27 protein-coding genes are annotated in these 26,918 nt (G+C 56.4%); 9 read left to right on the top strand and 18 right to left on the bottom strand.

The genetic code is table 11. The features are described from left to right. Positions 1 to 2 precede the first annotated feature (2 nt). Positions 3 to 1,247, top strand: coding sequence for a DUF4303 domain-containing protein (locus tag K3169_RS22765; RefSeq protein ID WP_263268121.1), 1,245 nt, complete (start codon positions 3 to 5; stop codon positions 1,245 to 1,247). 23 nt (positions 1,248 to 1,270) lie between these two features. On the opposite strand, the gene K3169_RS22760 is transcribed toward K3169_RS22765, so the two are convergent. The 4 genes from K3169_RS22760 to K3169_RS22745 are packed head-to-tail and all read right to left on the bottom strand — an operon-like array spanning position 1,271 to position 3,803. Further along, entirely contained in the window at positions 1,271 to 2,068 is a 798-nt protein-coding gene (locus K3169_RS22760; protein ID WP_263268120.1) for a hypothetical protein, read from the bottom strand. Positions 2,069 to 2,071: 3 nt separating this feature from the next. Continuing rightward, the gene (locus tag K3169_RS22755) at positions 2,072 to 2,449 is read right to left on the bottom strand and encodes a hypothetical protein (protein WP_241154105.1); all 378 of its coding nucleotides are present in this window, start codon (positions 2,447 to 2,449) and stop codon (positions 2,072 to 2,074) included. 56 nt (positions 2,450 to 2,505) lie between these two features. Continuing rightward, positions 2,506 to 3,111 (bottom strand): DMP19 family protein, encoded by a 606-nt coding sequence (locus K3169_RS22750; protein ID WP_122398020.1) that lies wholly within the window; start codon positions 3,109 to 3,111, stop codon positions 2,506 to 2,508. A gap of 38 nt (positions 3,112 to 3,149) precedes the next feature. Then, positions 3,150 to 3,803 (bottom strand): SMI1/KNR4 family protein, encoded by a 654-nt coding sequence (locus tag K3169_RS22745; protein ID WP_263268118.1) that lies wholly within the window; start codon positions 3,801 to 3,803, stop codon positions 3,150 to 3,152. A gap of 241 nt (positions 3,804 to 4,044) precedes the next feature. On the opposite strand from K3169_RS22745, the gene K3169_RS22740 reads away from it, so the two are divergent. Beyond that, a complete protein-coding gene (locus K3169_RS22740) occupies positions 4,045 to 4,521 on the top strand; it encodes an NTF2 fold immunity protein (protein ID WP_027901744.1) in 477 nt (158 codons plus the stop codon). Positions 4,522 to 4,995: 474 nt separating this feature from the next. On the opposite strand, the gene K3169_RS22735 is transcribed toward K3169_RS22740, so the two are convergent. From K3169_RS22735 to K3169_RS22700, 8 genes are all read right to left on the bottom strand, one after another. Continuing rightward, a complete protein-coding gene (locus K3169_RS22735; protein ID WP_027901745.1) occupies positions 4,996 to 6,243 on the bottom strand; it encodes a ribonucleotide-diphosphate reductase subunit beta in 1,248 nt (415 codons plus the stop codon). Between the two features lie 738 nt (positions 6,244 to 6,981). Continuing rightward, positions 6,982 to 7,896, bottom strand: coding sequence for an IS3 family transposase (locus K3169_RS22730; RefSeq protein ID WP_231677976.1), 915 nt, complete (start codon positions 7,894 to 7,896; stop codon positions 6,982 to 6,984). Then, positions 7,812 to 8,108 (bottom strand): transposase, encoded by a 297-nt coding sequence (locus K3169_RS22725; protein ID WP_095096866.1) that lies wholly within the window; start codon positions 8,106 to 8,108, stop codon positions 7,812 to 7,814. The genes K3169_RS22730 and K3169_RS22725 overlap by 85 nt, the downstream gene beginning before the upstream one ends. Before the next feature lie 277 nt (positions 8,109 to 8,385). Beyond that, a complete protein-coding gene (locus K3169_RS22720) occupies positions 8,386 to 10,026 on the bottom strand; it encodes a methyl-accepting chemotaxis protein (RefSeq protein WP_263268117.1) in 1,641 nt (546 codons plus the stop codon). 400 nt (positions 10,027 to 10,426) lie between these two features. Next, a complete protein-coding gene (locus K3169_RS22715; protein WP_263268116.1) occupies positions 10,427 to 11,026 on the bottom strand; it encodes a putative adenosine monophosphate-protein transferase Fic in 600 nt (199 codons plus the stop codon). Next, positions 11,026 to 11,196 carry a YhfG family protein gene (locus K3169_RS22710; protein WP_263268115.1) on the bottom strand — a complete coding sequence of 57 codons (171 nt, stop codon included), beginning with the start codon at positions 11,194 to 11,196 and terminating at the stop codon, positions 11,026 to 11,028. The genes K3169_RS22715 and K3169_RS22710 overlap by 1 nt, the downstream gene beginning before the upstream one ends. Before the next feature lie 182 nt (positions 11,197 to 11,378). Further along, on the bottom strand, positions 11,379 to 11,648 hold the full coding sequence (locus K3169_RS22705) for a hypothetical protein (RefSeq protein WP_263268114.1): 270 nt from the start codon (positions 11,646 to 11,648) through the stop codon (positions 11,379 to 11,381). A gap of 8 nt (positions 11,649 to 11,656) precedes the next feature. Further along, on the bottom strand, positions 11,657 to 11,905 hold the full coding sequence (locus K3169_RS22700; protein ID WP_263272352.1) for a hypothetical protein: 249 nt from the start codon (positions 11,903 to 11,905) through the stop codon (positions 11,657 to 11,659). Between the two features lie 29 nt (positions 11,906 to 11,934). On the opposite strand from K3169_RS22700, the gene K3169_RS22695 reads away from it, so the two are divergent. Next, complete coding sequence (locus tag K3169_RS22695; protein ID WP_263268113.1) at positions 11,935 to 12,312, top strand: hypothetical protein; 378 nt, start codon at positions 11,935 to 11,937, stop codon at positions 12,310 to 12,312. A gap of 27 nt (positions 12,313 to 12,339) precedes the next feature. Here the strand turns inward: K3169_RS22695 and K3169_RS22690 are convergent, their stop codons facing one another. Further along, on the bottom strand, positions 12,340 to 15,252 hold the full coding sequence (locus K3169_RS22690) for a ribonucleoside-diphosphate reductase subunit alpha (RefSeq protein WP_231674960.1): 2,913 nt from the start codon (positions 15,250 to 15,252) through the stop codon (positions 12,340 to 12,342). Positions 15,253 to 16,067: 815 nt separating this feature from the next. On the opposite strand from K3169_RS22690, the gene fhuF reads away from it, so the two are divergent. After that, positions 16,068 to 16,745, top strand: coding sequence for a siderophore-iron reductase FhuF (fhuF, locus tag K3169_RS22685; protein WP_263268112.1), 678 nt, complete (start codon positions 16,068 to 16,070; stop codon positions 16,743 to 16,745). A gap of 77 nt (positions 16,746 to 16,822) precedes the next feature. Here fhuF and K3169_RS22680 read toward each other — a convergent pair whose 3' ends face one another. After that, positions 16,823 to 17,566: a 4'-phosphopantetheinyl transferase gene (locus K3169_RS22680; RefSeq protein ID WP_263268111.1), complete on the bottom strand. Its 744-nt coding sequence runs from the start codon at positions 17,564 to 17,566 to the stop codon at positions 16,823 to 16,825. A 193-nt stretch (positions 17,567 to 17,759) separates the two neighbouring features. Next, on the bottom strand, positions 17,760 to 18,554 hold the full coding sequence (locus tag K3169_RS22675; protein WP_027901319.1) for a dienelactone hydrolase family protein: 795 nt from the start codon (positions 18,552 to 18,554) through the stop codon (positions 17,760 to 17,762). Between the two features lie 186 nt (positions 18,555 to 18,740). Between K3169_RS22675 and K3169_RS22670 the strand changes: the two genes are divergently transcribed. The 4 genes from K3169_RS22670 (at position 18,741) to K3169_RS22655 (ending at position 23,706) form a co-directional block, all read left to right on the top strand. Beyond that, positions 18,741 to 19,124, top strand: a complete 384-nt coding sequence (locus K3169_RS22670) for a hypothetical protein (RefSeq protein ID WP_231674964.1) — start codon at positions 18,741 to 18,743, stop codon at positions 19,122 to 19,124. 228 nt (positions 19,125 to 19,352) lie between these two features. Then, the gene (locus tag K3169_RS22665; protein ID WP_095094996.1) at positions 19,353 to 20,030 is read left to right on the top strand and encodes a response regulator transcription factor; all 678 of its coding nucleotides are present in this window, start codon (positions 19,353 to 19,355) and stop codon (positions 20,028 to 20,030) included. Continuing rightward, on the top strand, positions 20,027 to 21,373 hold the full coding sequence (locus K3169_RS22660; RefSeq protein ID WP_027901317.1) for an ATP-binding protein: 1,347 nt from the start codon (positions 20,027 to 20,029) through the stop codon (positions 21,371 to 21,373). Before K3169_RS22665 ends, K3169_RS22660 begins: the two co-directional genes overlap by 4 nt. 974 nt (positions 21,374 to 22,347) lie before the next feature. After that, on the top strand, positions 22,348 to 23,706 hold the full coding sequence (locus K3169_RS22655) for a dicarboxylate/amino acid:cation symporter (protein ID WP_122707615.1): 1,359 nt from the start codon (positions 22,348 to 22,350) through the stop codon (positions 23,704 to 23,706). A gap of 153 nt (positions 23,707 to 23,859) precedes the next feature. Here K3169_RS22655 and K3169_RS22650 read toward each other — a convergent pair whose 3' ends face one another. The 3 genes from K3169_RS22650 to K3169_RS22640 form a co-directional block, all read right to left on the bottom strand. Next, positions 23,860 to 24,318 carry an REP-associated tyrosine transposase gene (locus tag K3169_RS22650; protein WP_122704244.1) on the bottom strand — a complete coding sequence of 153 codons (459 nt, stop codon included), beginning with the start codon at positions 24,316 to 24,318 and terminating at the stop codon, positions 23,860 to 23,862. A gap of 156 nt (positions 24,319 to 24,474) precedes the next feature. Next, the gene (locus K3169_RS22645; protein ID WP_027901851.1) at positions 24,475 to 24,969 is read right to left on the bottom strand and encodes a SprT family zinc-dependent metalloprotease; all 495 of its coding nucleotides are present in this window, start codon (positions 24,967 to 24,969) and stop codon (positions 24,475 to 24,477) included. Between the two features lie 226 nt (positions 24,970 to 25,195). Then, positions 25,196 to 25,798 carry a Yip1 family protein gene (locus K3169_RS22640; RefSeq protein ID WP_027901852.1) on the bottom strand — a complete coding sequence of 201 codons (603 nt, stop codon included), beginning with the start codon at positions 25,796 to 25,798 and terminating at the stop codon, positions 25,196 to 25,198. Between the two features lie 284 nt (positions 25,799 to 26,082). Here K3169_RS22640 and ttcA point away from each other — a divergent pair, with 284 nt between their 5' ends. Then, entirely contained in the window at positions 26,083 to 26,907 is an 825-nt protein-coding gene (gene ttcA, locus K3169_RS22635) for a tRNA 2-thiocytidine(32) synthetase TtcA (RefSeq protein WP_099270640.1), read from the top strand. The last annotated feature ends 11 nt before the right edge of the window (positions 26,908 to 26,918 follow it).

Raw genomic sequence — 26,918 nt, 5'->3', positions numbered from 1 at the left:
TGATGAATTGGAAAGCTCTGGAGCAGGCGCTGTTCGACGCCGCCAGACAGACATTGCAAACGCTGCTCGATGAAGGCGGCAGCCCTGTGTACGCCGCAGCGTTTCATGCCAGCTACCGGGAAGAAGAGGGCGTTCTGTCGCTGCCCAGCTTTGGGGCAAACAGCCTGCAGGCGCTCAGCGAAGACTTTCCTGATGACGACGATGAAAGCTTCAGCTCGGTGAAGTGGAACCCGGCGGACTGGCGCTGGGATTGGGAAATCTGCGCGACTGAGCCGTTCAAGCAGCTTGATGATGAGCTGCAAGCCTATGCCAATTGGCTTCGTCCGCGCGAATGGCAAGCGGCGGAGCGACGCTTTCTGGTCACCGTCAGCCGTGCCGCCAGGGCGCTGGGCCGCCATTTCAGTGGGCACCCTGGTGTGACGCCTGGCTTCGTGGTGATTTTTCATGACTTTGGTGGCTATACCGCCTTGGCCAAGCGCAGCATGACGCGCCAGCAGTTCGAGGAGAATTTCCCTGTCGAACTGGCCATTGAAAACCAGCTGCGCGAAGTCGCTGCCTTGCCGCTCGCCGAGCAGGCCGCGTTTTACGTCAGCCGCTTGCATTGTTTTGATGGAGTTTCCGGGGAAGACGCAGAGCCGTGGTTGATTGCCAACGGCCGTACCGCAAAGGCAGCGCTTATCGAGCAGGTCAACGGGCATAAAAAACCTACACCTGCGGCGCGCATTCTTGGGCTGGCCGGCTTTGCTGATGAGCCCGTGATCCAGGCCCTGCGCCGACAGGCGATTGAAGCTCCTGAGCAACCGACCCGCAACTGGTGCGCGAAGGCCTTGGGTTACCTTGAGGATTTTGACTGGCTTATGCAGCAAGCGCCCGACGTCGCAGTCGCGGGGATCTGCGCTAACTTTGACGGTTTTCGCTGGCGGGCCGTGCTGCCCCCGGTGCTGGATTACAGGCCCCTTGAGCGTCTGCTTGATCAACGTCCTGAGGTTCGGGCTGCGGTTGAAGAGACACTTGGAGAACTCTACGGCCAAATCGATACCACCACTGCCGATGTCAGCGAAGCCTTGCGCGGCCTGGCTTCACCCCACGTCGCCATTCGTCGTCATGCAGTGAGTGGATTGAATAACCGTGGCTTGCTGCCCGACGACGCGCGTCGGGCCATTGAGGCGCTACGTCGGGCAACACAGGATACCGATGAGCAGGTGCGTTACGTCGCGGGCGTTGGTCTGGAGGCGATGCAACGCTAAGGGGCTGTTCAATCGGGGAGCTTTCAATCGTGACCGAAGGCGCGCTGGATATCTTCCAAGAGGGTGAACGGGTCGCTTACGGCGAACAAACCAATCGACGGTTGTAAATGATCAACACGGGGCGCGGGCATGCCGCTGGCGATGATCTGAAACTGCCTGGCCCTGTCCGGCACATCCCGCAGCCCATAAGGCGCGTGCTGTGCGATACGCATAGTGCCGTCATTGTAGCGCTGCCCTTTGGCCTTGCAGTGCCGGAGGTCTTCAGGCCCTGGGCGCTGGCGTGAGGCGAAGTCGTAAATCTCGACCACCGGGGCTTCGTGATTACCCAGGATGCTATGGACGTAGATCGCATAAAACCATTCGCCGATCTGTACTGACAAGACGTCGCCCTCTCGCAAGAACGTGACGTCTTTGTCGAACGGAGGGCGTCGTACCAAGGGTGTTGGTGACGAAGTCAGCAGAGCCTTGATGGTATCGCTGTTGCGTTCGAAGGTATCGCTCAGCACGCCCTGCTCATTAAGCCTGACGACCGCCTCCAGCGCAGTCCGGGTCAATGCCTCATCGCAAAAACCATGACGATGAAGCACGGCCGCCATCGTCAGGCACACCAGGTCTTTGTAGTGTGGGCCGGCGTCATCACGTGGGCCCTGCAACACACAATCCCAACGCAGGAACACCCGCTTGAGCACCTGGGCCGTCAGTACTTCATGAGGTTTTTTTTCAGGGCCAAGCATCTCCCATGCAGTCACCCGCGCAACGTCATGGGTGATCGGCTCAACGAGATCGTCGGGCAGATAGCCCAGTAGTTTTTTATGATTCAACGTTCATTGCCTCGGCAGTGAGTAGTGTTTGATGCGGCACGGATAATCCTTCCATTCGCCTTTACAGGTGCCATCCAGGTAGCGGTAATCAAAGTGCACCACTTGTCCTTTTTTGGGCCAGGTTCGGCGCGGAAGCACGGCCTGATAGTCTGACGTTTCCGGCAGAAACTTGAGGGTCGTGCCTTTCTCCGGGCAGACGACCGTGGCGGTCCTTGCGCTTACCTTGAGGATCTCGGCCTGCAACTTTGGATAGGGGTTTGTCAGGACATCAGTAATACGCAATTCCATGCTGCAGATTTGCCACGATGCTGCCAGGACGGCTGGGCAAAACATTGAAAGCATCACAGTAAACAGCGCGTAGTACGGTGCGTGATTTTTCATGGTTGGCGTTGCCTGGGTTTGCTGATTTGAGTGGAGATTGTCATCTGGCCTGATGGTCAATCAGCCTCTTTTTCGAACAAGCCGTGCTCGAGGGCGTACTTCAGCAAGCGGTCGTCGAGTTGTTCGGCATCCTTATAAAATTGGTTGTCGAGGGCATCCAGCGCCGCTTCGCAATCAAGATCTTGCTCGTCTGCGTAGGTAGGCATGCTCAACTGGCGCAAGCCCTGGTCGGTGGGCACGGGCTGGGTACCGAACAGCAGGCGCCTGGCCTCTTCGAGCAGCGCCAGTGTCTGCGTCGCGCCCAGTTCAAGCAGGCCTGCGCAAGCGATGTCGAAGTGATCCCCCGAGGAGTTGCCGAAGTACTGGTCGAAGCCGCCGTTGTAGATCTCGCCCTGTAATGCGCTGACGGCGTAATAGCGCTGTTCTGCCAATGCCAGCCCTGAGAAACCTTCGGGTGTGTTGTAGACGCGGTTGACCAGCGCCGTCCAGTACAGCGCTCTCGGGCTGACGATGTAACGCTTGTGCTCTTCGGCCCGGAGCTTGCCGTCTTCGATACGCTTCCGATAGCCACCCTTGCAGGGCATGCACATTCCGTCGTTGCGTGCCGCCGTGGTTGCCAATATCAAATTTGCGCAAACCCGGCAGGGTTGTTTTTCGCTCATGGTCACTCCATTGGGATTCTGCTGACTGCAAGGCCTACTCAGCGCATCCAGTCACGCAGTACTTCGAATTCTATAGGGTCTGGCTGTTCCAGGCTTGCCTGTAACGACTCCGATTCCTCTTGGGAAATGAAAGCGTTCACTGTTCTGGGAATGCTCTCGGAGCCGTCCTTGAATGACCTGGCCACACAGGGTCTGGAAAAAAGGTCCGCAAGTAGCGCACGGTGTTCAGGCAGCAATGCTGGGTGGAGTAATTGCACTTCGTGGGTGATTACTGGGCCCATCTCTGTTTGAGGTGTCACCAGCTCTGTTTGATATTTCAGGTGGGACAAGTCGGCAGCGGCGCGCACATAGTGGCTTGTCAACCACGACGATATGTCGATGTGGGCAAGGCTTGTCATCTGCCCGAAATGCAGTGCTTGTGCGATCCCCGTCTGCCCATTTGCCAGACGCACGAAACAGTAGGGCTCACCGCTGCCATTAGTCGCGAAAGGCAGGAACGTTCGACCTTCATGATCAGCCGGATCGAGCCACTCATCAATTTCGCGCTCGGCCGTTTCGGCATCAAGCAAAAACACGTCATAAACACTGCGCATGGTGTTTTTGTCCGACTGCGCTATGGCCATCAATGCTGAAAAACGTTCCGGTAGCTCGATGCCAATCTTGAGTGCGAGCTTTTGAAAAGCGGCGTCCATTTCAGCGTCCTGTCTCTGGTTCAAAATACGCGGGTTGCATATGGCGATGTTCCTTCAAAGATTATCGTGCCATACATTGCGATGTGAAGTGAGGCGGGGAGGGTGGTAAGTCCACGAACGTCAGATCTGAACCTGTGATAGCCATCAGGCCTGGCTCTTTGTAAGCTACGAAATCGATCGTCGAAAGACGGCTGCGTTCAAGCAGTGTTCTGCATCAATGGAAATTCTGGGGCCAGGTAAAATGGACGAAGCTTCACTCAAATCACATCTGGCATTGCATGTCAGTGAATTCGGGACTAAATGGAATTCGATCGAGCGTGATATCTACGCCGGAAGTAAAAAAGAAGATGGTGAGCTACGGCAGAAGTATCCGGGCATCGAATACCACTACGCGGAAGGCAGAACCGATTGGTTTGCGATATTCGGTGAGCGGACGGCCCCGCTGTTTGATCATTACTGCACTGATAAGCGTCGGGTGTACGGCGGCAAAAATCCTGGAAGTTTTGGCTTCCCAGCTAAATTCAACGGTGTCGAAAGTCCAACGGAAGTCCTGGTGGAGATCAAAACCAAATCCAGAGCTGAAGTGGTGATTAAAACGGAGACGAGCTTTCAGGACGAGTATCTCTTCGTCATGTTGAAAAAAGCGGGGGAGTGGAAGATCGACAGTTACAAGTCCCGTCGGTATGGGAACGAGAAATGGGATTCGAGAATCTTGTGATCGGCGCGTTCATCAAAGAAGTGTAATCGTCTGAATTCACACGGAACCCGTGCAGACTGTGTGAAAACTACTGCAGGCTGGGCACCTTCGGTGCTACGCGCACAATACTGCGTTAAAAACAGGCGAAAAATGCTCATTTAGAACACTAGAGTCGGACGCGACCCCGGCCGTTTTTCGCCTGTTTTTGCCTTGTCTTGCCGTCGCTCGCTACGTTTTCACACAGTCTGCGTGGGACCGAATTCATTCGGGAATAGGTCGGTACATCCGCCACATCATCGTCGTCTGGAATGCTGCCTTCCCGGATAAATCCGGTCCCACCAGACCTATGTTGCCGCGAGACGGCGCGGTGTCAGGGGCATCGGGGCCACTCCGTAGCTCCTCGATCAACCTGTCATTCAACGGCATTCACAGGTAATAAAAAAGGCCGCCTTCTCAGGCAGCCCTTTCATTTGAAGCTTGTGAACGCGGGATCAATCAATCCCAGCTCAACGCCCCACCAGTCTGATACTCAATAACCCGTGTCTCGAAGAAGTTTTTCTCTTTCTTCAAGTCCATGATTTCGCTCATCCATGGGAATGGGTTGGTGGTACCTGGGTACTCTTCTTTCAGACCGATCTGGCTCAGGCGACGGTTAGCGATGAACTTGAGGTAGTCCTCCATCATCGCCGCGTTCATGCCCAGTACGCCGCGCGGCATGGTGTCGCGTGCGTATTCGATTTCCAGCTGGGTGCCTTGCAGAATCATCTGGCTGGCTTCTTCCTTCATTTCGGCATCCCACAGGTGTGGGTTTTCGATTTTAATCTGGTTGATCACGTCGATGCCGAAGTTCAGGTGCATGGATTCGTCGCGCAGGATGTACTGGAACTGCTCGGCGACGCCGGTCATTTTGTTGCGACGGCCCATGGACAGGATCTGGGTGAAGCCGCAGTAGAAGAAGATGCCTTCCAGTACGCAGTAGTAGGCGATCAGGTTGCGCAGCAATTCTTTGTCGGTTTCGACGGTGCCGGTTTCGAACTTCGGATCGGAGATCGAACGGGTGTATTTCAGGCCCCAGGCGGCTTTCTTCGCGACCGATGGGATCTCGTGGTACATGTTGAAGATCTCGCCTTCATCCATGGCCAGGGATTCGATGCAGTACTGGTAAGCGTGGGTGTGGATCGCTTCTTCGAAGGCCTGGCGCAGGATGTACTGGCGGCACTCCGGGTTGGTGATCAGGCGGTACACGGCCAGTACCAGGTTGTTGGCAACCAGGGAGTCGGCGGTGGAGAAGAAGCCCAGGTTACGCATGACGATGCGGCGCTCGTCGTCGGTCAGGCCTTGTGGGTCTCTCCACAGGGCGATGTCGGCGGTCATGTTGACTTCTTGCGGCATCCAGTGGTTTGCGCAACCGTCCAGGTACTTCTGCCACGCCCAGTCGTATTTGAATGGCACGAGCTGGTTAAGGTCAGCGCGGCAGTTGATCATCATTTTTTCGTCAACGGCAACGCGGGCGCTGGCGCCTTCGAGTTCAGCCAGGCCTTCGGCAACGTCCAGTGCGTCCAGTGCTTTTTTGGCACGGATCAGGGCAGCAGAGTCTTTGTCGGTGACGGCGCGAGCTTCGGTGGCTGCGGCGCCACCGGCGCTGTCGAGGCGGTCCATGTTGGCTTCGTTAGCGTGACCGGCGTTGGTTGCTTTGACAGCTACTTCGCCGTCTTCTTTATCGAATTCGTCCCAGCTCAGCATGGTGGAAGCTCCTGAATTTCAAAGGATGTAGTGCCTGCGTCGAGTGGATGACGCCGGCAACGGAATTTTCGAGTTTTACTCAGGATCGACCTGTTTGTGGTGCTGCGGATCGATCATTGGATTTGTCGCCGCGCCTTTGGGGCCTTACAGGCGAGCAAAACGGGGACTCAAGGTGGCTTTCAGGCAAGACAGCATTGCGTGGGCAAAGGGTCATTTGAGTACCTTGGAGCGAGCGCGGGATTATACAGATTTCGCCCGACACTTGTTCATCCGTAACTGCGTTTGAGGAAGGAATTTCGTTATTTTCTTCTGCATTTGTGGGTTCATTCTCAGAGGAGAAGGTACGACCGAAAATGCAGCAGAAATCCCTTATGTAGTGTTTTTCATATTTCGAAACACAGCATATAGGTCATGAGGGTGTCCGGCAATGTGTCGTTGCGACGCATTTGCGGTATGGGGATTTGGCTTGACGGGGGTCAATGTTTCGCTATGCCTTGGATACCGGGGGTTGTGGCGGGGAGGGGCTGTGCGGTAGCGGTTTTTAGGCGACCAACGGTTGGTGTGGCGCAGTGTCGCCGTTCGGGTAGGAGGCAACTTGTTGGCGAGAGGGGCTGCGCGGTGTTTCAGGTATGACGCCTCGCGAACAAGTTCGCTCCTACCGTTTGGCGCAGTGTCAGGCCGTTCGGGTAGGAGGCAACTTGTAATGGTCCAGTTTTTTTGGACCGTTCCGTAGGAGTGTTAGGCCGCCAGTTTTTCGAAAACAGCTGGCGGCAGGTTATTCGAGGCAGAGTGGCAACGTCGATGGTTGTAGTGAGCAATAAAATCCATCACGTCTCGTTCTGCCTCGAAGTGATTCGAGTAACCGTTCTCAGGTGACCAATCGTGTTTCTGTGATCGGAAGTAGCGTTCCACTACCGCATTGTCCCAACAGTTTCCGCGCCGACTCATGCTCTGCACGATTTGCTTCTCGGCCAGATAGCTAACGAAGCGGTCAGCGGTGTATTGGCATCCCTGATCCGAGTGAAACACCAGCTCGGAAGAAGGTCGGCGCAGCCCCACCGCAAGTCGTAAAGCCTGCAATGAAAGCTCGGTATCGGCCGTCCTTGAAAACGCCCAGCCAACGATCCTGCGCGAGAAAAGATCCATCACAATTGCCAGGTACAGCCAACTACCACCGACACGGATATAGGTAATGTCTCCCGCCCAGAACGTGTTGGGATGTTCAGGGTTAAAGCGTCGTGCCAGCACATTGGGCGCAATGTTGGACGGTTTGGTAGCCCGTCGATAGTGCGCATGCTGTGCCCGACGCCTCACCAAACCCAGACTCTTCATCAAGCTGCGCATACGATGACGCCCCATTTGGACGCCTTGTGCCTTCAGCGCTTTAACAAATCCGCGACTGCCCAGCGCGCCTCGATGTTCTTTGTGCAAAAGCCGGATCTTCTTCTCTAACTGCGGCTCGATACTGCGTTTAGCTCGAGGCCGACGCATGGCGTAATAACTGCTGCGAGGTATGCTCAGTACGCAGCACAAGCGTCGAACCGACAGCTTCTTTGTAGCGCCCTCAATCATTTTCTTCGGCCAAACAGCACCTTTAGATGAGAGGGCAACTGCTTTTTTAAAACATCGTTCTCGGCCTCCAGCAGTGCCAATCTGGCCTGCAGCGAGTCGATGAGATCTTGATCCTGAGGCCGGGTAGTTTGCGCGGCTCCTACCTGCTCCTTGCGCCACCGTGAAACCCAGCGCCGCAACGCGGTAGGCCCTACGCCAGTCTGCTCACACGCTTTAGGCACTGAGTAATTCAACTCAACGACAAGGCGAATAGCCTCGGCTTTTTCTTCGGCTGTAACGACCCGAAATCCCATGATGCTTCCTTAGGTTGATACTCCTACATCATGGTCCATAAATATTGAGCCACAACAACTTGTTGGCGAGGGGGGCTTCGTGGTGTTTCAGGTATGACGCCTCGCGAACAAGTTCGCTCCTACCGTTTTGCACGGTGTCAGGCCGTTCGGGTAGGAGGCAACTTGTTGGCGAGGGGGGCTTCGTGGTGTTTCAGGTATGACGCCTCGCGAACAAGTTCGCTCCTACCGGGCCGAGGGCACCGCGATCCACGCCTTGTTTTCTGCGCTGCCCTTTGGCTCAGCCGACTTTGAAGAACGCCACTTTCTGGGTGAGGCGGTCTGCCAGTTGGGCCAGTTCCTGGCTTGCGGTGGCCACTTGTTTTGATCCGGTAGCGGACTGCACGGTTGAGCCGTGAATGCGGTTGATGTTGACAGCCACTTCTTCGGCCACGCTGTTTTGCTGCACCGAGGCGCTGGCGATCTGTGCGTTCATGCGGTTGATGGCGCCCACTTCCTTGCTGATTTTGGACAGCGCGCCTTGTGCATTGCGGGTTTGCTCCACGGTGCGACCTACCAGTTCGCAGTTGTCACGCATGGTTTGCGCGGCGGCTTCAGTACCACTTTGCAGGGTGCTGATCATGTCCCGAATGTCTTGCGTCGAGCGCTGGGTGCGGTTGGCCAGCGACCGTACTTCATCGGCGACGACTGCAAAGCCCCGGCCGTGCTCGCCAGCCCTTGCCGCTTCGATGGCCGCGTTGAGGGCCAGCAGGTTGGTTTGAGAGGCAATTGAGTTGATGACGTCGATCACGCTCTCGATCTCTTCGCTTTGTTTGGACACCCGCTCCACGGTCAGGGTGGTTTCCGCCAGTGACGTGGCCAATTGTTCAATCGCCAGGGTTGTGCCCGCGACCAACTGGTTACCGCTTTCCACTTCGCCGTCGGCCAGACGCGTTGCATCGGCGGCTTGGGATGCGTAACCGGTGACTTCGTTGACGGTGGCTGCCATTTGCGTGATGGCGGTGGCCACTTGTTCAGCTTCACGGGTTTGCAGGTTGATCTGGTCGTTGTTGGTGATCGACGTGGCGGACAGCAGTGTGGAGGACTGATTCACTTCCTGAGCGGCCATGCGCACTTGGGTAATGGTGTCAGCCAGGCGGCTGAGGGCAGTTTTCAGTACGCCCATCACGCTGTCGGGGTAGGGCGTGACGATGCTTTGCTGCAGGTCGCCCGCGGCAAGACGCTGGATGGCTTGAGCCACTTCGGTGGGTTCTGCGCCGAGGGTGGATTTGACGAAGCGGATGATGAGGATCGACAGGAAGATGCTCAGCAACAAGGCCGCGCCAGTCGCCAGCAACATCAAGCCGCGAAACTGGCTAGCGGTGGCCTGCACGTCACTGAGCTGCGATTTGATGGACGCTTCTTCGTAGTCGATCAAGGCGTTGATGCGCTTGAGCCACTCGCTGTAGTCGGCGGATATCTGGTTGAGCAGCAAAGCCTGAGAGCCCGCGATGTCGCCGGTGCGGCGCAGGTCGATCAGTTTTTTCGTGGAGGCCAGGGTGCGCTGTTCGATGTCTTTGATGGCCTGCAGCATGGATTGCTCTTGCGGGGTGACGGTGTTGCTCGCGAAGAGTTGGTCCATCGGCGTGGCTGAATCCACGTAGTCTTTTTGCAGGCTGCTGACTTCGGCCAGGTGGGATTCAAGGTCGCGATCATTGGTCACCAGCACGGCATCACGAATGGCGATGGCGCGGTTGTGAACGCTGCCGCGAAAGTTAATCGCGTAGCGCTGCACTTTCGCAGCGTTTTCGCTGACGTCTTCCAGGGTGGAGTCGATAAATCCAACTCGTTGGATACCCACGGCGGTAATCAATACAAGCAGCGACACGATGGCGGCAAAGCCCAGGCCGATGCGCGATGCGAGGGATATCGGATTTTTCATGGGGTGAACTCGTGGGTAAACAAGGTGCTGAAGCGCGTTGGTGTCAATGCGCCATCTGTTGCGGGTAGCGGGAAGATATCCTCAGGTGGCATTGACGCCCAATTGAGGGTGGCTACGGGATGGATAGTGTCATGCTATCGGATTTTCTAACCCATTTATTTGAATGGATACGGCGTTTTTACGACGGTATCGAAGCGAACGCTTTCGTTTGCCGAGCATTGAATCTGCAGGAGCTAACGGAGGTTACGAGGCCAGCGATTACGGTATGCCTGACACACCGCCATCGCTGGCCTCGTAACCTCGGTGAGCTCCTACAGGATTGGGCTTGATTTGGAGGGATCTGCGGTGTCAGATTTATTGGCGGGAGAGTATTTTGCACGTGCTGCGCAGTGGTGGAATATCAAGTTGAGATAGGTTGCCCGATGCATCGTTCGAATACGTCAGTCAGTGCTGCGTAATCGCAAACCACTGCGTCAATATTCGCTTTTGTCCATTCTTCAGCGTCTACGGCCCACCAACTGATTTCATACCCTGCGTTTACAATGATATGTTCAAAAAGGATCCGCTGCGTTCTGCCGTTTCCTTCCCTGAAAGGATGGACGACGTTCAAGTCACCGAACATTTCGGCGCTCGCTTTAACAAGTTGTGCCCTGTCCATACCTTGAAACCAGTCAGCCTCGGCCAGCAAAGTGAATAGTTTTTCAGCTTCGGGCTCAATGCGACTCGTCGTGCAAAAGTGGGTATCTCCTTTTGAGATGTCCACGGTACGAAGCTCACCGGCCCAGTCGTAGAGGTCGGTGAATAAGCGAAGGTGAAGATTTTTAAGGTAGGAAAGACGATAAGGCGGTGGGGCGAATTCGATGGAGTCCGCCGCTACCTCAGAAAGAGCGCGCTCCGCCTCAGCCAATATGTCGTCATTGGTCAAGCCCAAACTGTTACGCAAAATCGTTGTACCGGAATAGCAGTATGGATCCTGGCCGGTACCGTATTTGTCGAGCATCAGGCCTGTTTTTTTCGATAGGTTTTTAGCAGTTCTTCACGAGTTGGAAGAGAGCGTTCTGCATCAAGCGGAGTGCTATCAAAACCTTCCAAGCGCAGACTGGCGGCATAGTTCGATTTGCGCGTTTTGGCACAGTAGGCTTTTTTTGCAGCGAGGGAGGGTGTTGGCATGTTGGCGACCTCCAGATTGGAAAGACGCTTAGTGTAGCTAAACGATGTTGGAACTGCGAGCGTCCAAACAGCTCCTTCGATGGAGGTCTTTCTCGGTGTTCAACTGAGGGCGTAGACACTACGTTGATTGAGCCTGCTATGTGAAAAAGGCCTCACACGTGGCAAGGCCTTTCGTGATCTATTTAAAAGTCAATCGTGTGAGTCCAGCGTGGTACGCCAATTCCTGCGAGATAGTCCACGAGACTCCTCGTACCATAGAAGCGTAACCTTCCTGCGGAATTGAATGCGAGAGCTGCTTGATCAACCTTGAGGCCCGCATTCCTTGCTGACATTGTCAGCTGGGCTAAGAGGTTGTCATTGTCTCCGTTAGTGGCCTTGGCGTCGAAAACTGCGAAGTCAATCCAGCCGCCGGTGGTCGAGCGTTCTCTGAGATGCGCCATATTGATTTTCATGAGGCACCTCAACGTTTTTTGTTGGATTGGGAAACCAGCGAACCTGCAAGGGTCTTACTGATATTGCTGTATTTATCGCTGAGCAAAACGTTGCTAGCAATGCGTTCCATATCTGCGCCGGTCTGTTTTCTCGTGTGTGTTTGAGCCAACGCTGAGGCTGCGAGCGTTTTTGATATGGCTGACGCATTTGGATCTCGTAGGGTCTCCGACGCTAATTGCGCGACTTTTTCAGATGTGGCTTTGGTATTAGTTACCATTTTGTAGTCTCCGATATTCATGAGTTTTCATGCTTTCGGGGACCATCCAGCAGAGAGTCGTTGACGATGACGTCAGTATTTGGCTCAATGCACACCCCCTAGGCCTTTCGTATCTGTTTGGTTTTGGTGGCGCGGGTAATTGCGATAGGTCTCGACAACTTTTGCGCAATCGCCCGCGAGCTTTTTCTATCTCCCCGCCCTATTCTGAGCGTGGCATTTCTTCTTTGAAGCACGACAAATTCGTCGTCGGATACCCCATCGCTTGTTTAAAAGCAGATGTTTTGTCTGACTCGGATTTTGGCGTTTTTTGCCATCCTTTGCTAGTTTCTATCTTCCCTAAACGCTTTTTGTTCGGATTGCGTGCAAGCGATAAATTTGTGATCAAAGATCTTGAAAGCCCCCTGTGATAGGGGACCTTCAACGTAGATACTAATTTATTGGCAAGCCTCGCAATCCGGCTCGTCGATCGCACAGGCCTTAGGCACTGGTGCTGGACCGGCCGGTGCAGCTTCGGTTGGACGTGGGGCGGTGATCGCCGAGTCGTCCGGGCCGTGGCCGCCGCTCGATACTGCGTTGAGCTTGCCGGTGTTGACGGTGGATTTCTCAGTGCTGGTCGCAGCCAGGGCACGGAGGTAGTAAGTGGTTTTCAGACCACGGTACCAGGCCATGCGGTAGGTCACGTCCAGTTTCTTGCCCGATGCACCAGCGATGTACAGGTTCAGGGACTGAGCCTGGTCGATCCACTTCTGACGACGGCTTGCTGCATCGACAATCCACTTGGTGTCGACTTCGAACGCGGTGGCGTACAGGTCTTTGAGTTCCTGCGGGATGCGCTCGATCTGTTGTACCGAACCGTCGTAGTACTTCAGGTCATTGATCATGACCGAGTCCCACAGGTCGCGGGCTTTGAGGTCGCGGACCAGGTACGGGTTGATCACGGTGAATTCGCCCGAGAGGTTCGATTTCACGTACAGATTCTGGTAAGTCGGTTCGATCGACTGTGATACGCCAGTGATGTTGGCGATGGTCGCGGTCGGTGCGATGGCCATGATGTTGGAGTTACGAATACCTTTCTGTACACGGGCACGTACTGGCGCCCAGTCCAGGGTTTCGTTCAGGTCAACGTCGATGTACTTCTGGCCACGCTGCTCGATCAGGATCTGTTGCGAATCCAGCGGCAGTACGCCTTTGGACCACAGGGAACCCTGGAACGTCTCGTAGGCACCGCGCTCGTCGGCCAGGTCGCAAGAGGCCTGGATCGCGTAGTAGCTGACAGCTTCCATCGATCGGTCGGCGAACTCGACAGCAGCGTCGGAACCGTAAGGGATGTGCTGCAGATACAGCGCGTCCTGGAAGCCCATGATGCCCAGGCCCACTGGACGGTGACGGAAGTTGGAGTTCTTCGCTTGTGGCACCGAGTAGTAGTTGATGTCGATAACGTTATCGAGCATGCGAACGGCGACGTCGATGGTGCGCTTGAGCTTATCGGTGTCCAGTTTGCCGTTGACGATGTGGTTCGGCAGGTTGATCGAGCCCAGGTTGCAGACCGCGATCTCGTCCTTGTTGGTGTTCAGGGTGATCTCGGTGCACAGGTTCGAGCTGTGAACCACGCCCACGTGCTGCTGCGGGCTACGCAGGTTGCACGGGTCTTTGAAGGTCAGCCATGGGTGGCCGGTTTCGAACAGCATCGAGAGCATCTTGCGCCACAGGTCTTTGGCCTGGATGGTCTTGAACAGCTTGATCTTGCCTGGGTATTCGCTCAGGGCTTCGTAGTACTCGTAACGCTCTTCGAAGGCTTTACCGGTCAGGTCGTGCAGGTCCGGTACTTCGGATGGCGAGAACAGGGTCCATTTGCCGTCATCGAAGACACGCTTCATGAACAGGTCAGGGATCCAGTTGGCAGTGTTCATGTCGTGGGTACGACGACGGTCATCACCGGTGTTCTTGCGCAGCTCGATGAACTCTTCGATGTCCATGTGCCAGGTTTCCAGGTAAGCACAGACAGCGCCTTTGCGCTTGCCACCCTGGTTAACGGCTACGGCGGTGTCGTTCACAACTTTCAGGAACGGTACAACGCCCTGGGATTTGCCGTTGGTGCCTTTGATGTACGAGCCCAGCGCACGAACCGGAGTCCAGTCGTTGCCCAGACCGCCTGCGAATTTGGACAGCATGGCGTTGTCGTGGATGGCGTGGTAAATGCCCGACAGGTCATCCGGAACGGTGGTCAGGTAGCAGCTGGACAGTTGCGGACGCAGGGTACCGGCGTTGAACAGCGTAGGCGTCGACGCCATGTAGTCGAAGGACGACAACAGGTTGTAGAACTCGATGGCGCGGTCTTCTTTGGCTTTCTCTTCGATTGCCAGGCCCATGGCCACACGCATGAAGAAGATCTGCGGCAGTTCGAAACGGATACCATCCTTGTGGATGAAGTAACGGTCGTACAGGGTTTGCAGGCCCAGGTACGTGAACTGCTGGTCGCGCTCGTGGTTGATCGCCTTGCCGAGTTTTTCCAGGTCAAAGGTGGCCAAGATCGGGTTCAGCAATTCGAACTGAATGCCTTTGGCGATGTACGAAGGCAGGGCCTTGGCATACAGGTCGGCCATTTCGTGGTGAGTAGCGCTTTCTGCTACTTCCAGGAAATTCAGGCCTTCAGCGCGCAGGGTGTCCATCAGCAGGCGGGCGGTCACGAACGAGTAGTTCGGCTCGCGCTCAACCAGGGTTCGGGCGGTCATCACCAGAGCGGTGTTGACGTCTTTCATCGCCACGCCGTCGTACAGGTTTTTCAGGGTTTCGTTCTGGATCAGGTTGGCGTCAACTTCAGCCAGGCCTTCACACGCTTCGGTGACGATGGTGTTCAGACGACCCATGTCCAGCGGCGCAATGCTGCCGTCGGCGCGGGTGATGCGGATCGAAGGGTGGGCGTCGACCGGTGCGTCGGTGCCACGAACGGCACGCTCCTTGGAGCGCTCGTTACGGTAGATGACGTAGTCGCGAGCGACTTTCTGCTCGCCGGCACGCATGAGGGCCAGTTCAACCTGATCCTGGATTTCTTCGATGTGGATGGTGCCGCCCGAAGGCATGCGACGCTTGAAGGTCGCGGTGACTTGTTCGGTCAGACGGGCCACGGTGTCGTGGATGCGCGAAGACGCAGCGGCAGTGCCGCCTTCAACTGCAAGAAACGCTTTGGTGATAGCGACGGTAATTTTGTCATCGGTGTAGGCGACGACAGTGCCGTTACGCTTGATCACGCGCAGCTGGCCGGGAGCGGTCGCGGACAGATCCTGTTGGGACTGGCTTGTCTGCGGCGCCGGGTTCGGCGAGTTCTCGCGAGTTGTGTCTGTTTGCATGGGTGTCTCCACATTCTCTATGTTTGTTTGGGTGCTAATCAGCACCCACCGATCCGGTTTGTAGGCATTCAGTCGACAAAAACGCCGGCTGTAACGACCTCAAAACGGAATGGGGATGGCGGATTTCACCGTCCTTGGCTTTGAAGTCAAAAAGGCAGCGAAATCGTTGCTCGCTGCCTCGGGAAATCTGTTGGATGGTGCCTGTTAAATATTGCAACAAATGCTTGAATTTGCTGCGGTCAAATAGGGTATGCATGCTCGGGTGTCTGGGGCGCAGCTTGGGCTACCGAATGAACCTTTGGTTCAACCCTCGACACGTAAGAAAAATGCTTGAAATCCCTGTTCGACTTGTGTTGGGTTTTTTACGTAAAACCCTACATGTAGGGTTGTTCGTGAAGCCGGGCTACAAGATAAAGCGTTTTGGACACCAATTGCAACGCACTACCTGTGGATAAAGCTGTGTGTAATTGGTGTATGAAAGCTCCATATCGCGTGTAGGCCGCATAACTACTGGACCGACGCCCTTATGAGGCTTATCAAGGTTTTTTTACGGCAGTCAGCTGATTTTTGAGGGCGCGAACCCTATCACAGAAAATGCCTTTGGCAAGGGGGTTTTGGCATGTGGTGTGCTTGGGGAAATGATGGATAGAATTGTTCGGGTTGTGGTTTGGCGCGCTGTCATTCCCTCAATGGAGATGTTGTTCCTGTAGGAGCTGACGAAGGCTGCGAAGGCGATATATCAGGCACATCGGTTTCGCAGCCTTCGGCAGCTCCTACGTAAGTTGAGAACTCCCTTTTCCCAATCAGGAAGCCTGATGAGTCACCCATTATTCAGTGGCGCACTTGAGTGCTTCGGGCAGAGCCTGCTGGCTGAAGACGATCCGCGGGCGGTGAGGCCGTTGCCGGAGCTTTTGCAGGCTGAGGCGCTGGACGCGTTGTTGCTGAATATCTATGGCGCTGAGTTGCTGGCCAGTCATCGACAGGTGTTGGTGTCGCAGTGGTCCAAGTATTACTTCATGCAAGTGATCCCACCGGTTGTGGTGGCGGGGTTGGTGCAGGGCTGGTGCTGGCCGTTGCAGCTGGATCAGATCGCTGTGGCGCTGGACAAGCGTGGTGTTCCGGTTGCGTTGAAATTCCTCGGCGTTGGCGCGAGTCAGCCTGTGAGTTTTTCAGGGCTGATGGATGACAATCTGCATCCTTTCATTGATGCGCTCAGTCGGCTGGTCGATGTATCGGCGGCGGTTCTGTGGGGCAATGCCGGGGATTACCTTGAGCGCTGCCTCGTGCAACTGGGCACGTTGACCGACACCTCGCTTGACGTGGGTTATGCGCTATTGCGCAGCAAGACCTTGAGCGATGGGCGACGTAACCCACTGTTCAATGCCATCCACTATGTGGGCGAACCGCCACGCCGGCAGCGGCGCAGTTGTTGCTTGAGCCATCAGGTGGCGTGGGTTGGGCGCTGTGAGCATTGCCCGATAGGAGCAGATTAGCCCGGTCAATGTAGGAGCTGCCGAAGGCTGCGAAAGCGGTGTGTCAGACAAATCTCTTTCGCAGCCTTCGGCAGCTCCTACAAATCCTGGTTTTGATCGGCAGGCACTGCCACCAGGCTCAACACATGCTCGCCCTGCACGCTGAATTGCCCTTCCAGTTCCTTGCCGTTGTGCCATTCGCCGGACAGGTCGGTCAGCAGGCGCAAGCGGGCTTTACCGTCGGTGGACCAGTGCAGCAGTTGCGCGTCTTCAAAATAGAAACGTTTCTGCACGATGGGGTAAAGGGCCTTGAACAGCGCTTCTTTTATAGAGAAGGTCAGCGTCACGTGCAGAGCAATCTGCTCCGCAGGCCCTGCAGCCATTTGCTGCATTTCCCACGGCGTGAGGATTTCCCCGGCCAGACGGGTGGCGCGCTCGTGACTGAGCAGGTTTTCAGTGTCCAGCCCCAATCCACGCCAATGCTGTTTGTGCGCGACGATGGCCGCGGCCCAGCCGGTACTGTGGGTGATTGAACCGCAAATGTCGGCTGGCCAGATCGGCGCGCGGTCTTCGCCGTTGTCCGGCACCCAGTCGCGACCGTCCAGATGCTGCAGCGCCGCCCTGGCGCATAAACGGCCTGCGAGAAATTCGGTTTGCCGTTTGGCGACAGAGCGCTGGATGCTGGCCGGAGGCGTGATGACGCAACGCTGGAAGTCGCCCTCCGCGAGTTGTTTGGGATCGAAGTGACTGCTGACCAACGCCACATTCGCCAAGGCATGAGGCAAGGGCCAATGGTGATGGAGGGCGGGGCAACAGGCGGGGAGGTGAGGATTTTGAGTCATGGGCGGCATTTTGCCGGGGGAATGCGGTGCTGGGAAGCGGCTCGCTAAAGGCGTGCGCTATAGCCCGGCCCACATAGATCCTGTAGGAGTGAGCTTGCTCGCGATGAGGCCAGTACACCTGATACATGTCCAGCGTCGGGAATACAGCTGTCGCGAGCAAGCTCACTCCTACAGGAGAGCGTCCTAGGCGGGTTTACGCGCCAAACACTTTCTTCAAAAACGCCTGCATATCTTTCCACGAACTTTCGTCAGCGGCTTTGTTGTAGCCGATGTCCGGGCCGCCGTGTTCGCCGTGGCTGAGGCGGTCGGCGTCGGGGTTGGTGAAGCCGTGTTTGGCGTCGGCGAGGCTGACGAATTTATAGTCGGCACCTGCGTCGTCCATTTCCTTTTTGAAGGCAGCGACGTTTTCCGGGGTGACCATGCTGTCTTTAGCGCCGTGCTCCACCAGCATCGGGACTTTCACGCCACCGGCCTTGGCGGGGGTGTTGGTGACCAATGCACCGTGGAAGCTGACCACGCCAGCCAGCGGTTCGCCGCGACGGGCCGCATCCAGAACGATCTTGCCGCCGAAGCAGTAGCCGATAGCGGCGATTTTCTTCGGATCGGTCTGCGGTTGTTTCTTCAGTTGCTCAAGACCTGCATCGAAGCGCTTGTTGGCCGCGTCGCTGTCTTTCAACGCCGCCTGCATGAAGCCCATGGCGTCTTTCGGGTGTTCGGTGTTCTTGCCTTCACCGTACATATCGATAGCCATGGCGCTGTAGCCGAGCGCTGCAAGGTCACGGGCGCGACGCTTGGCGTAATCGTTCAGGCCCCACCATTCATGAACCACGATGATGCCGGGACGCTGGCCTTTGATGGCGTCGTCATAAGCGTAATAACCCACCAGCGGGGTGCCGTCGGCGCTTTTATAGTTGATCTGTTCGGTCTTGATGGCCGCCTGAGTCACACCGGCCAGCCCCATCATCAGCAACGCAATCCATAAACGCATGATCGACACCTTCTATATAGCGGTTGGGAATGGGTAGGAAGATTAACGCATTGTGACGGGTGTTTTTTAATGTGTGCGGTAGATAGTTGTTCAGCGCAGGTTCAGTGGGTGTTCAGGGCTGGTTCAGGGCGCGCAGACTAGTCTGGTGCCGTACCTGAACAGCGCCCGGCGCAAGAGGACTACACCATGACGACACTCAACAAGTTTTTCCTGGCTTTGGCTTTTCTGGGCGGCAGTGCTGCGGCGCAAGCGGCGGACAGCGGCAATGAAGTTTCCCGAGCACCGCTGAACAAAAGTGGCGAACGGGTCGACAGGTTTGGCGAGAGTGGCAGGTCGCTGGGTGAGGGTGTCTGGAGTCAGGGGTTGAGCGAGCAGGTCGATGACCGGCCCCGCGCCGACCGGCTATATTATTCTGCAACGTATGACAGCCTGTCGGGTACATACAATGGCGTGCCGGTCGCGCCGAAAACGCTGTCGGGGCACTATGATCTGCACCAGGCTCATGTGGCCTCGCTTAATACTGAAGAGGGCGGTTCGCAGCATTGGAAGCCGGTGCAGCAGTTGCTTTGAGCGTCACACCTCGTGTTCGAGGCGATGCGCTGTCATGCCACAAATAAAGCTCTGTAGGCGCTCACGAGCAACGCGAGGCAGCGATAGCGGTCTGCCTGATAAATCGCAATCGCGGCCTCGCGTTGCTCGTGCGCTCCTACAGAATGTATGTCAATTCAGTGGTTTGTAGTTGTTTGGCATGGCTGCGGAGTTGATTTTAGAACGTGAAACATCACCCGGGAGAGCTGCATGAAGTTGCTGGTGGTTGAGGACGAGGCGCTGTTGCGTCATCACTTGCAAACCCGATTGACCGAGGCTGGCCATATCGTTGAGTCGGTCGCCAACGCCGAAGAGGCGCTCTACCAGGTGGGCCAGTTCAACCATGACCTGGCGGTAATCGACCTCGGGCTGCCGGGCATGAGCGGGCTGGAGCTGATTCGTCAGTTGCGCACCCTCGGCAAGGCGTTTCCGATCCTGATTTTGACGGCCCGTGGCAATTGGCAGGACAAGGTCGAAGGCCTGGCTGCCGGGGCTGATGATTACGTGGTCAAGCCGTTTCAGTTCGAAGAGCTGGAAGCACGCCTCAATGCCTTGCTGCGCCGGGCTAGCGGGTTTACCCACTCGACGATTATTGCCGGGCCATTATCGCTGGACCTGAACCGCAAACAGGCCACGCTGGAAGAGCAACCGCTGCCGCTGACCGCCTACGAATACCGGATTCTCGAATACCTCATGCGCCATCACCAGCAGGTGGTGGCCAAAGAGCGCCTGATGGAGCAACTCTACCCCGATGACGAAGAGCGCGATCCGAATGTGATCGAGGTTCTGGTCGGTCGTCTGCGGCGCAAGATCGAAGGTGCGGTGGCCTTCAAACCCATTGAAACCGTGCGCGGGCTGGGATACCTGTTCAACGAGCGCTGCACATGATTCGTTCGCTGCACCTGCGCCTGATGATTGGCGCAGCGACCCTGGCAGTGATTTTCATGCTACTCATGTTGCCCGCCTTGCAGGGCGCATTCAGCCTCGCGCTGCGCGGCTCCATCGAGCAGCGGCTGGCGTCCGATGTGACCACCTTGATTTCCGCCGCCAGAGTCGAGAATGGCCGTCTGTTGATGCCATCCGTGCTGCCCGGTGAGCAATTCAATCTTCCCGGCTCGCGCTTGCTGGGCTACATCTATAACCGTCAGGGTGATCTGGTCTGGCGCTCGCTGGCTACTGAAGACGAGTACATCGACTACCAGCCGCGTTACGACGGCAAGGGCAGTGAGTTCACCACGATCAAAGAGTCCAACGGCGAAGAGTTTTTCGTCTATGACGTTGAAATCAGATTGCTCGGCGGCCGTAATGCGGCCTTCAGTATCGTGGCGCTGCAACCGGTGCGCGGTTATCAGGAAACCGTCACTCAGCTGCGGCAAAAGCTTTATCTCGGGTTTGGCGCTGCGTTGCTGGTATTGCTCGCGCTGCTGTGGCTGGGTCTGACCTGGGGGCTGCGTGCCTTGCGCGGTTTGAGTCAGGAGCTGGATCAGGTGGAGTCGGGCCAGCGCGAGAGCCTGAGTGAAAATCATCCGAGCGAACTGTTGCGTCTAACCGGGTCGTTGAACCGGTTGCTGAGCAGTGAGCGCGAGCAGCGGATTCGTTACCGCGACTCCCTCGACGACTTGGCTCACAGCCTCAAAACCCCGCTGGCGGTGTTGCAGGGCGTCAGTGAAAACATCGCCAAGCGACCTGAAGATGTCGAGCAGGCGCGCATTCTGCAATCCCAGATCGAGCGCATGAGTCAGCAGATCGGCTATCAACTGCAGCGGGCCAGCCTGCGCAAGAGCGGGCTGGTGCGTCATCACGTCAGGCTCCGGCCGGTGGTGGAAAGCCTGTGCAATACGCTGGAGAAGGTCTACCGCGATAAACAGGTGAAGGTGACGCTGGACCTGCCCGACGAATGCGTGGTGCCGATGGAAGAGGGCGCCTTGCTGGAAATGCTCGGCAACCTGCTGGAGAACGCGTATCGGCTGTGTCTGGGGCAGGTTCGCGTCAGCTTGCGGACGTCCGAAGCCGGGGAAGAGTTATGCGTTGAAGACGACGGCCCCGGCGTGCCGGAACACCAGCGCGAACGTATTTTGCAGCGTGGCGAACGTCTGGACCGCCAGAACCCGGGTCAGGGCATCGGGCTGGCGGTGGTTAAAGACATCATCGAAAGCTACAACGCGCGGTTGACCCTGGGTGATTCGCCACTGGGCGGGGCTGTGTTCAGGATTCATTTTTTCGCGGGGTAGATCCTGGCTGTTCCGCGATATCCCTGATACATCGCAAGACCTTTGTGGGGGCAGAGCTTGCTCGCGATAAACGATGACGCGGTCTGAGCTTCTAGCTGCGTCTCATGCATCGTCGGAATGCCGCCCAGACCAAGCCCGGCTCCCACGGGTATGCGCTGAGCTTTGTGGGAGCAGAGCTTGCTCGCGATAAACGATAACGCAGTCTGAGCTTCCTAGCTGCGTCTCATGCATCGTCGGAATGCCGCCCAGACCAAGCCCGGCTCCCACGGGTATGCGCTGAGCTTTGTGGGGGCAGAGCTTGCTCGCGATAAACGACAACGCGGTCTGAGCTTCTAGCTGCGTCTCATGCATCGCGGGCAAGCCCGGCTCCCACGGGTATGCGCTGAGCTTTGTGGGGGCAGAGCTTGCTCGCGATAAACGATAACGCGGTCTGAGCTTCTAACTGCGTCTCATGCATCGTCGGAATGCCGCCCAGACCAAGCCCGGCTCCCACGGTATGCGCTGAGCTTTGTGGGAGCAGAGCTTGCTCGCGATAAACGACGACGCGGTCTGAGCTTCTAGCTGCGTCTCATGCATCGTCGGAATGCCGCCCAGACCAAGCCCGGCTCCCACAGAGAAAGGGTTTTAATCCGGATATTTAATTCACCTCCAAAATCCTGGCCATCGTCTATAACCATGGGATGGCGATCTGATGGCGGATCGGCGGATACCCGCCACTCTTCCTCATTTTCTCCCGCTAATCGGCGGAAATCCGCCACTCTGAGCGGATACTCAAACCCCAACTAGACTCCAACACACCGGTTTACATGCTGTTCAGCGTGTTTCTTAAAAGTGGCACGAGCCTTGCGATACAGGGGAGAGGTCTGCCCCGTGCAGCTCGACAAAACAAATCCCTCCAGTTGCAGGAGGGTTAGCTCGTTAGGCGTCGCGCGCATCACATGAATGGTGCCGACAACGCCCTTGAGGATGATTTCATGACGACTCGTCAGCCGATTTACAAATCCCTGTATTTCCAGGTCATCGTAGCAATCGTGATCGGTATTCTTATCGGCCACTTCTATCCTGACACCGGCAAGGCCCTCAAGCCGCTGGGCGACGGTTTCATCAAATTAATCAAAATGGTCATTGCCCCGATCATCTTCTGTACTGTGGTTAGCGGTATCGCTGGCATGCAGAACATGAAGTCGGTGGGCAAGACTGGCGGCTACGCGCTGCTGTACTTCGAAATCGTATCGACCATCGCCCTGCTGATCGGTCTGGTTGTGGTCAACGTTGTTCAGCCGGGTGCCGGCATGAACATCGACGTGAGCACGCTGGATGCTTCCAAGATCGCTGCTTATGTGACAGCGGGCGCTGACCAGAGCATCGTTGGCTTCCTGCTTAACGTGATCCCGAACACCATCGTCGGTGCCTTCGCTAACGGCGATATCCTGCAAGTCCTGATGTTCTCGGTGATCTTCGGCTTCGCGCTGCATCGCCTGGGTGCTTACGGCAAGCCGGTTCTGGACTTCATCGATCGCTTCGCTCACGTGATGTTCAACATCATCAACATGATCATGAAGCTCGCGCCTCTGGGTGCCTTCGGTGCCATGGCGTTCACCATCGGTGCTTACGGTGTGAGCTCGCTGGTGCAACTGGGCCAGTTGATGATCTGCTTCTACATCACGTGCGCATTGTTCGTACTGATCGTGCTGGGTGGCATCTGCCGCGCTCACGGCTTCAGCGTGCTGAAGCTGATCCGCTACATCCGTGAAGAGCTGTTGATCGTACTGGGTACTTCCTCCTCGGAATCGGCACTGCCTCGCATGCTGATCAAGATGGAACGTCTGGGCGCACAGAAGTCGGTAGTAGGTCTGGTTATCCCCACTGGCTACTCGTTCAACCTGGACGGTACGTCGATCTACCTGACCATGGCTGCAGTGTTCATCGCTCAGGCGACCAACACTCACATGGACATCACCCATCAGATCACCCTGCTGCTTGTTCTGCTGCTGTCGTCCAAAGGTGCTGCTGGCGTGACCGGTAGCGGCTTTATCGTACTGGCTGCAACCCTGTCGGCTGTCGGCCATCTGCCGGTTGCCGGCCTGGCGCTGATCCTCGGTATCGACCGCTTCATGTCCGAAGCCCGCGCCCTGACCAACCTGGTAGGTAACGCTGTTGCCACCGTCGTGGTTGCCAAGTGGGTCGGCGAGCTGGACACCGACAAGCTGCAAACCGAGCTGGCTTCCGGTGGTCGTGCTATCGACAACACCGCTCCAGTAGATGATCTGGGTGTTGCTGAACTGGCTGAAGAGCCACTGACCCGCCCGATCCCGACGCGCAAGCCTGTCTAACCACAGCCCGCGTTACTGAAAAACCCATCTTCGGATGGGTTTTTTTATGGGCTGGCGGCTAGCCGCCACTATCTTTAGCAAGCTGATTCGACGACGTGGAATATGTGGGAGCGTGGCTTGCCCGCGATAAGGACGACTCGGTCTTAGGGGCAACTAAATCCAGACAGCGTCCCAAAGAGGATAATTACCAATACGCTTGACCAGGCCTGCGCGCACCGGGTTCATCACGACATAGCGCGCCAACGCCTTGAGATCCTCATCACGTCGAACGGCACGGTCATGAAAACCTTGCTGCCAGATACTACCCGTGCGCCCTTGTGCAGCATTTACTGCTGCGCACGTCAGGGACTTTGTACGCCCGACTGCCTGACTCAATGAACCACTCTTCAGTTCGAGTAACCAGTGGAAATGGTCAGGCATCACTACCCATGCCAGCGATTGGACAAGACCGTCGCGCTCGGCTTCCATGAACTGACGGGCCACAAGACGTCCTATCCTCAGATCGCCAAATATCGGCTGACGATCTCGAGTATTGGACGTGATTAGATAAAATCGACCGCTTTCACTGTATCGGCCGACGCGGAGCTGGCGAGACTGATGGGTTGATAGCATTCCACTGCCTTTCTACCTTGCGAGACCCAAAAGCTAGACCAGGCTCTCGAGTATGGGAGTGGGATTGCTTGCCAGAATGTGTCTGCCGCTTATACCGGGTCGCCCTTATCGCGGGCAAGCCACGCTCCCACAGATTCTGCGCAATCGCGTAGAACCTCACACCACTCGCGTTTCACCACTGAACACCAGCGTTTCGCGGCAGCTGCGGCATAAATAGCGGCGGCCTTTGCGGACCATTTGGTGACGTTGGGCCGAGAACGGGAATTCGCTTCCAGGGCACGGGCAGCGGTATATGTAGCGCGTCACGCTGCGGCGCTGGACGGCGTAGGTGTGGCAGCGGTTGGGCGGCAGTTCGTAGACGCCGCGCATGATCAGTTGCCATTCCTCGCCGTGGGGCTGGATGCGGTCACCGAACAATTGGTGGGCGATCAGGTGCGCGACTTCGTGGGCGACGGTCTGGCGTAAAAAGTCTTCGCTGTTTTCCCGGTACAGCTGTGGGTTGAAGCGCAGCATGTTGTCATGCAAATGCGCGACACCGGCTTTTTGGCCGCGTAGCTTGAGGCTGACTACCGGGCGTGTGAAAGGGCGTTTGAAAAAGGCTTCGGCTTGTTGGTAACAGACTTCGACACGGGTGTTGAGTGGCTCGAGCATGCTTCATGGGTCTCCAGAGATGCCGAGTATGCCGTAAAAGGGCTGGATATCGAAAACCCAAGCTGCCGAATGGTCGTCCAGGCTGACGCGGTAGTCTCCCGTGGGAGCGAATTCATTCGCGAAGGGGCAGCACAGTCGACGCATTTATATCGCCAGAACCAACGCCTTCGCGAATGAATTCGCTCCCACGTGATTTGCGGTCACATGCAATTTCAACGGCGAACCATCAGTTGGTGTACTCCGGCCCAACGCCAATGCCCCACAGCACCACTGTAAACGCCATGATCGCCACCAGCACCACCAGGCCCACTGCAAGTATGGAGCTTGAGAACATAAAGCCTTCGTCCGCCGGGATTTTCATGAAGGTCGGCACGCCGACGTACAGCAGGTAAACCGTGTAGCAGACGGCTGCCGTGCCGATCATCATGCCTAGCCACATATGTGGGTAAAGCGCAGCCAGACCGCCGATGAACAGCGGCGTCGCCGTGTAAGTCGCGAAGGCGAGGCAGCGTGCCAGGCTAGGCGTCGCATCGTAGGTGCGGGCCATCCAGTGGATGAAGCCGCCCATGATCGCAACACCGGCGAGCATGGCGATGTACGACATGATCGTCATCCATATTGCGCTTTCGTGGGTCAGCATGACCGGCGCTCGATCCCCAATCACCCAGCCCATCTGCGTGGTCCCGATATAGGCCGAAACCGCCGGGATTGCCGCCAGGATCAGGGTATGCGTGAGGTATAGATGGCCGATGCTTTGTTCTTCCTCGCCACGGATGTCCTGCCATTCCTGATCAGGATGGGCAAACAATCCCCAGACGTGATGGATCATGTGGAGTACTCCTTCCTTTCATGTACGACATGGAACCGTCTTTAGCCGGGAAGAAGCAGTACAGGCGATAGATTTACATCCCTGAAAATACTGCTTTCTCGTCCGCCCTCGATTTCAGTATAGGAAGCCTGACCTGTACAAAAAGCACCCGGTTAGAGCAATTGGCGATCTACAGGCCGCTGCTAATGCCCTCAGGCAGTAAACAGCAAGCTTTAGCCCCACGCCGTATTTATGCGTAAAATGCCGGGCTTTTCTCCTTGTCATTGCAACCGGATACCAGCGCCATGGGCACCCTTTCAGTCAATCAGAACAAACTGCAGAAACGCCTGCGTCGCCTGGCCGGTGAAGCCGTGGCCGACTTCAACATGATTGAAGAGGGTGACAAGGTCATGGTCTGTCTGTCTGGTGGCAAAGACAGCTACACCATGCTTGATGTGCTGATGCATTTTCAGAAGGTCGCTCCGATCAAGTTCGATATCGTCGCCGTGAACATGGATCAGAAGCAGCCGGGTTTCCCCGAGCACGTGCTGCCTGCCTATCTGGAAACACTGGGCATCGAGTATCACATCGTCGAGAAAGACACATACTCGGTGGTCAAGGAACTGATCCCGGAAGGCAAGACCACCTGTTCGCTGTGTTCACGCCTGCGTCGCGGCACGCTGTACACCTTTGCCGACGAGATTGGCGCAACGAAAATGGCGCTGGGGCATCATCGCGATGACATCGTCGAGACGTTTTTCCTGAATATGTTCTTCAATGGCTCGCTGAAAGCCATGCCGCCGAAGCTGCGCGCCGACGATGGTCGCAACGTGGTGATCCGGCCATTGGCGTACTGCCATGAGAAAGACATTCAGGCTTATTCCGACTTCAGGAATTTCCCGATCATCCCGTGCAACCTGTGTGGTTCTCAGGAAAACCTGCAGCGTCAGGTGGTCAAGGACATGCTTCAGGAGTGGGAGCGCAAGACGCCGGGTCGGACCGACAGCATTTTCCGCAGCCTGCAAAATGTCATTCCGTCACAGCTGGCTGACCGCAATCTGTTCGACTTCACGAATCTGCGCATCGACGAAACCGCCGCATCGCGGTTTGTTAATGTGGTGAATGTCTAAAGACGGTTTCT

Source organism: Pseudomonas phytophila, assembly GCF_025643095.1.
Taxonomy (GTDB): domain Bacteria; phylum Pseudomonadota; class Gammaproteobacteria; order Pseudomonadales; family Pseudomonadaceae; genus Aquipseudomonas; species Aquipseudomonas quasicaspiana.
This window is presented reverse-complemented; position numbering and strand designations above follow the sequence as displayed.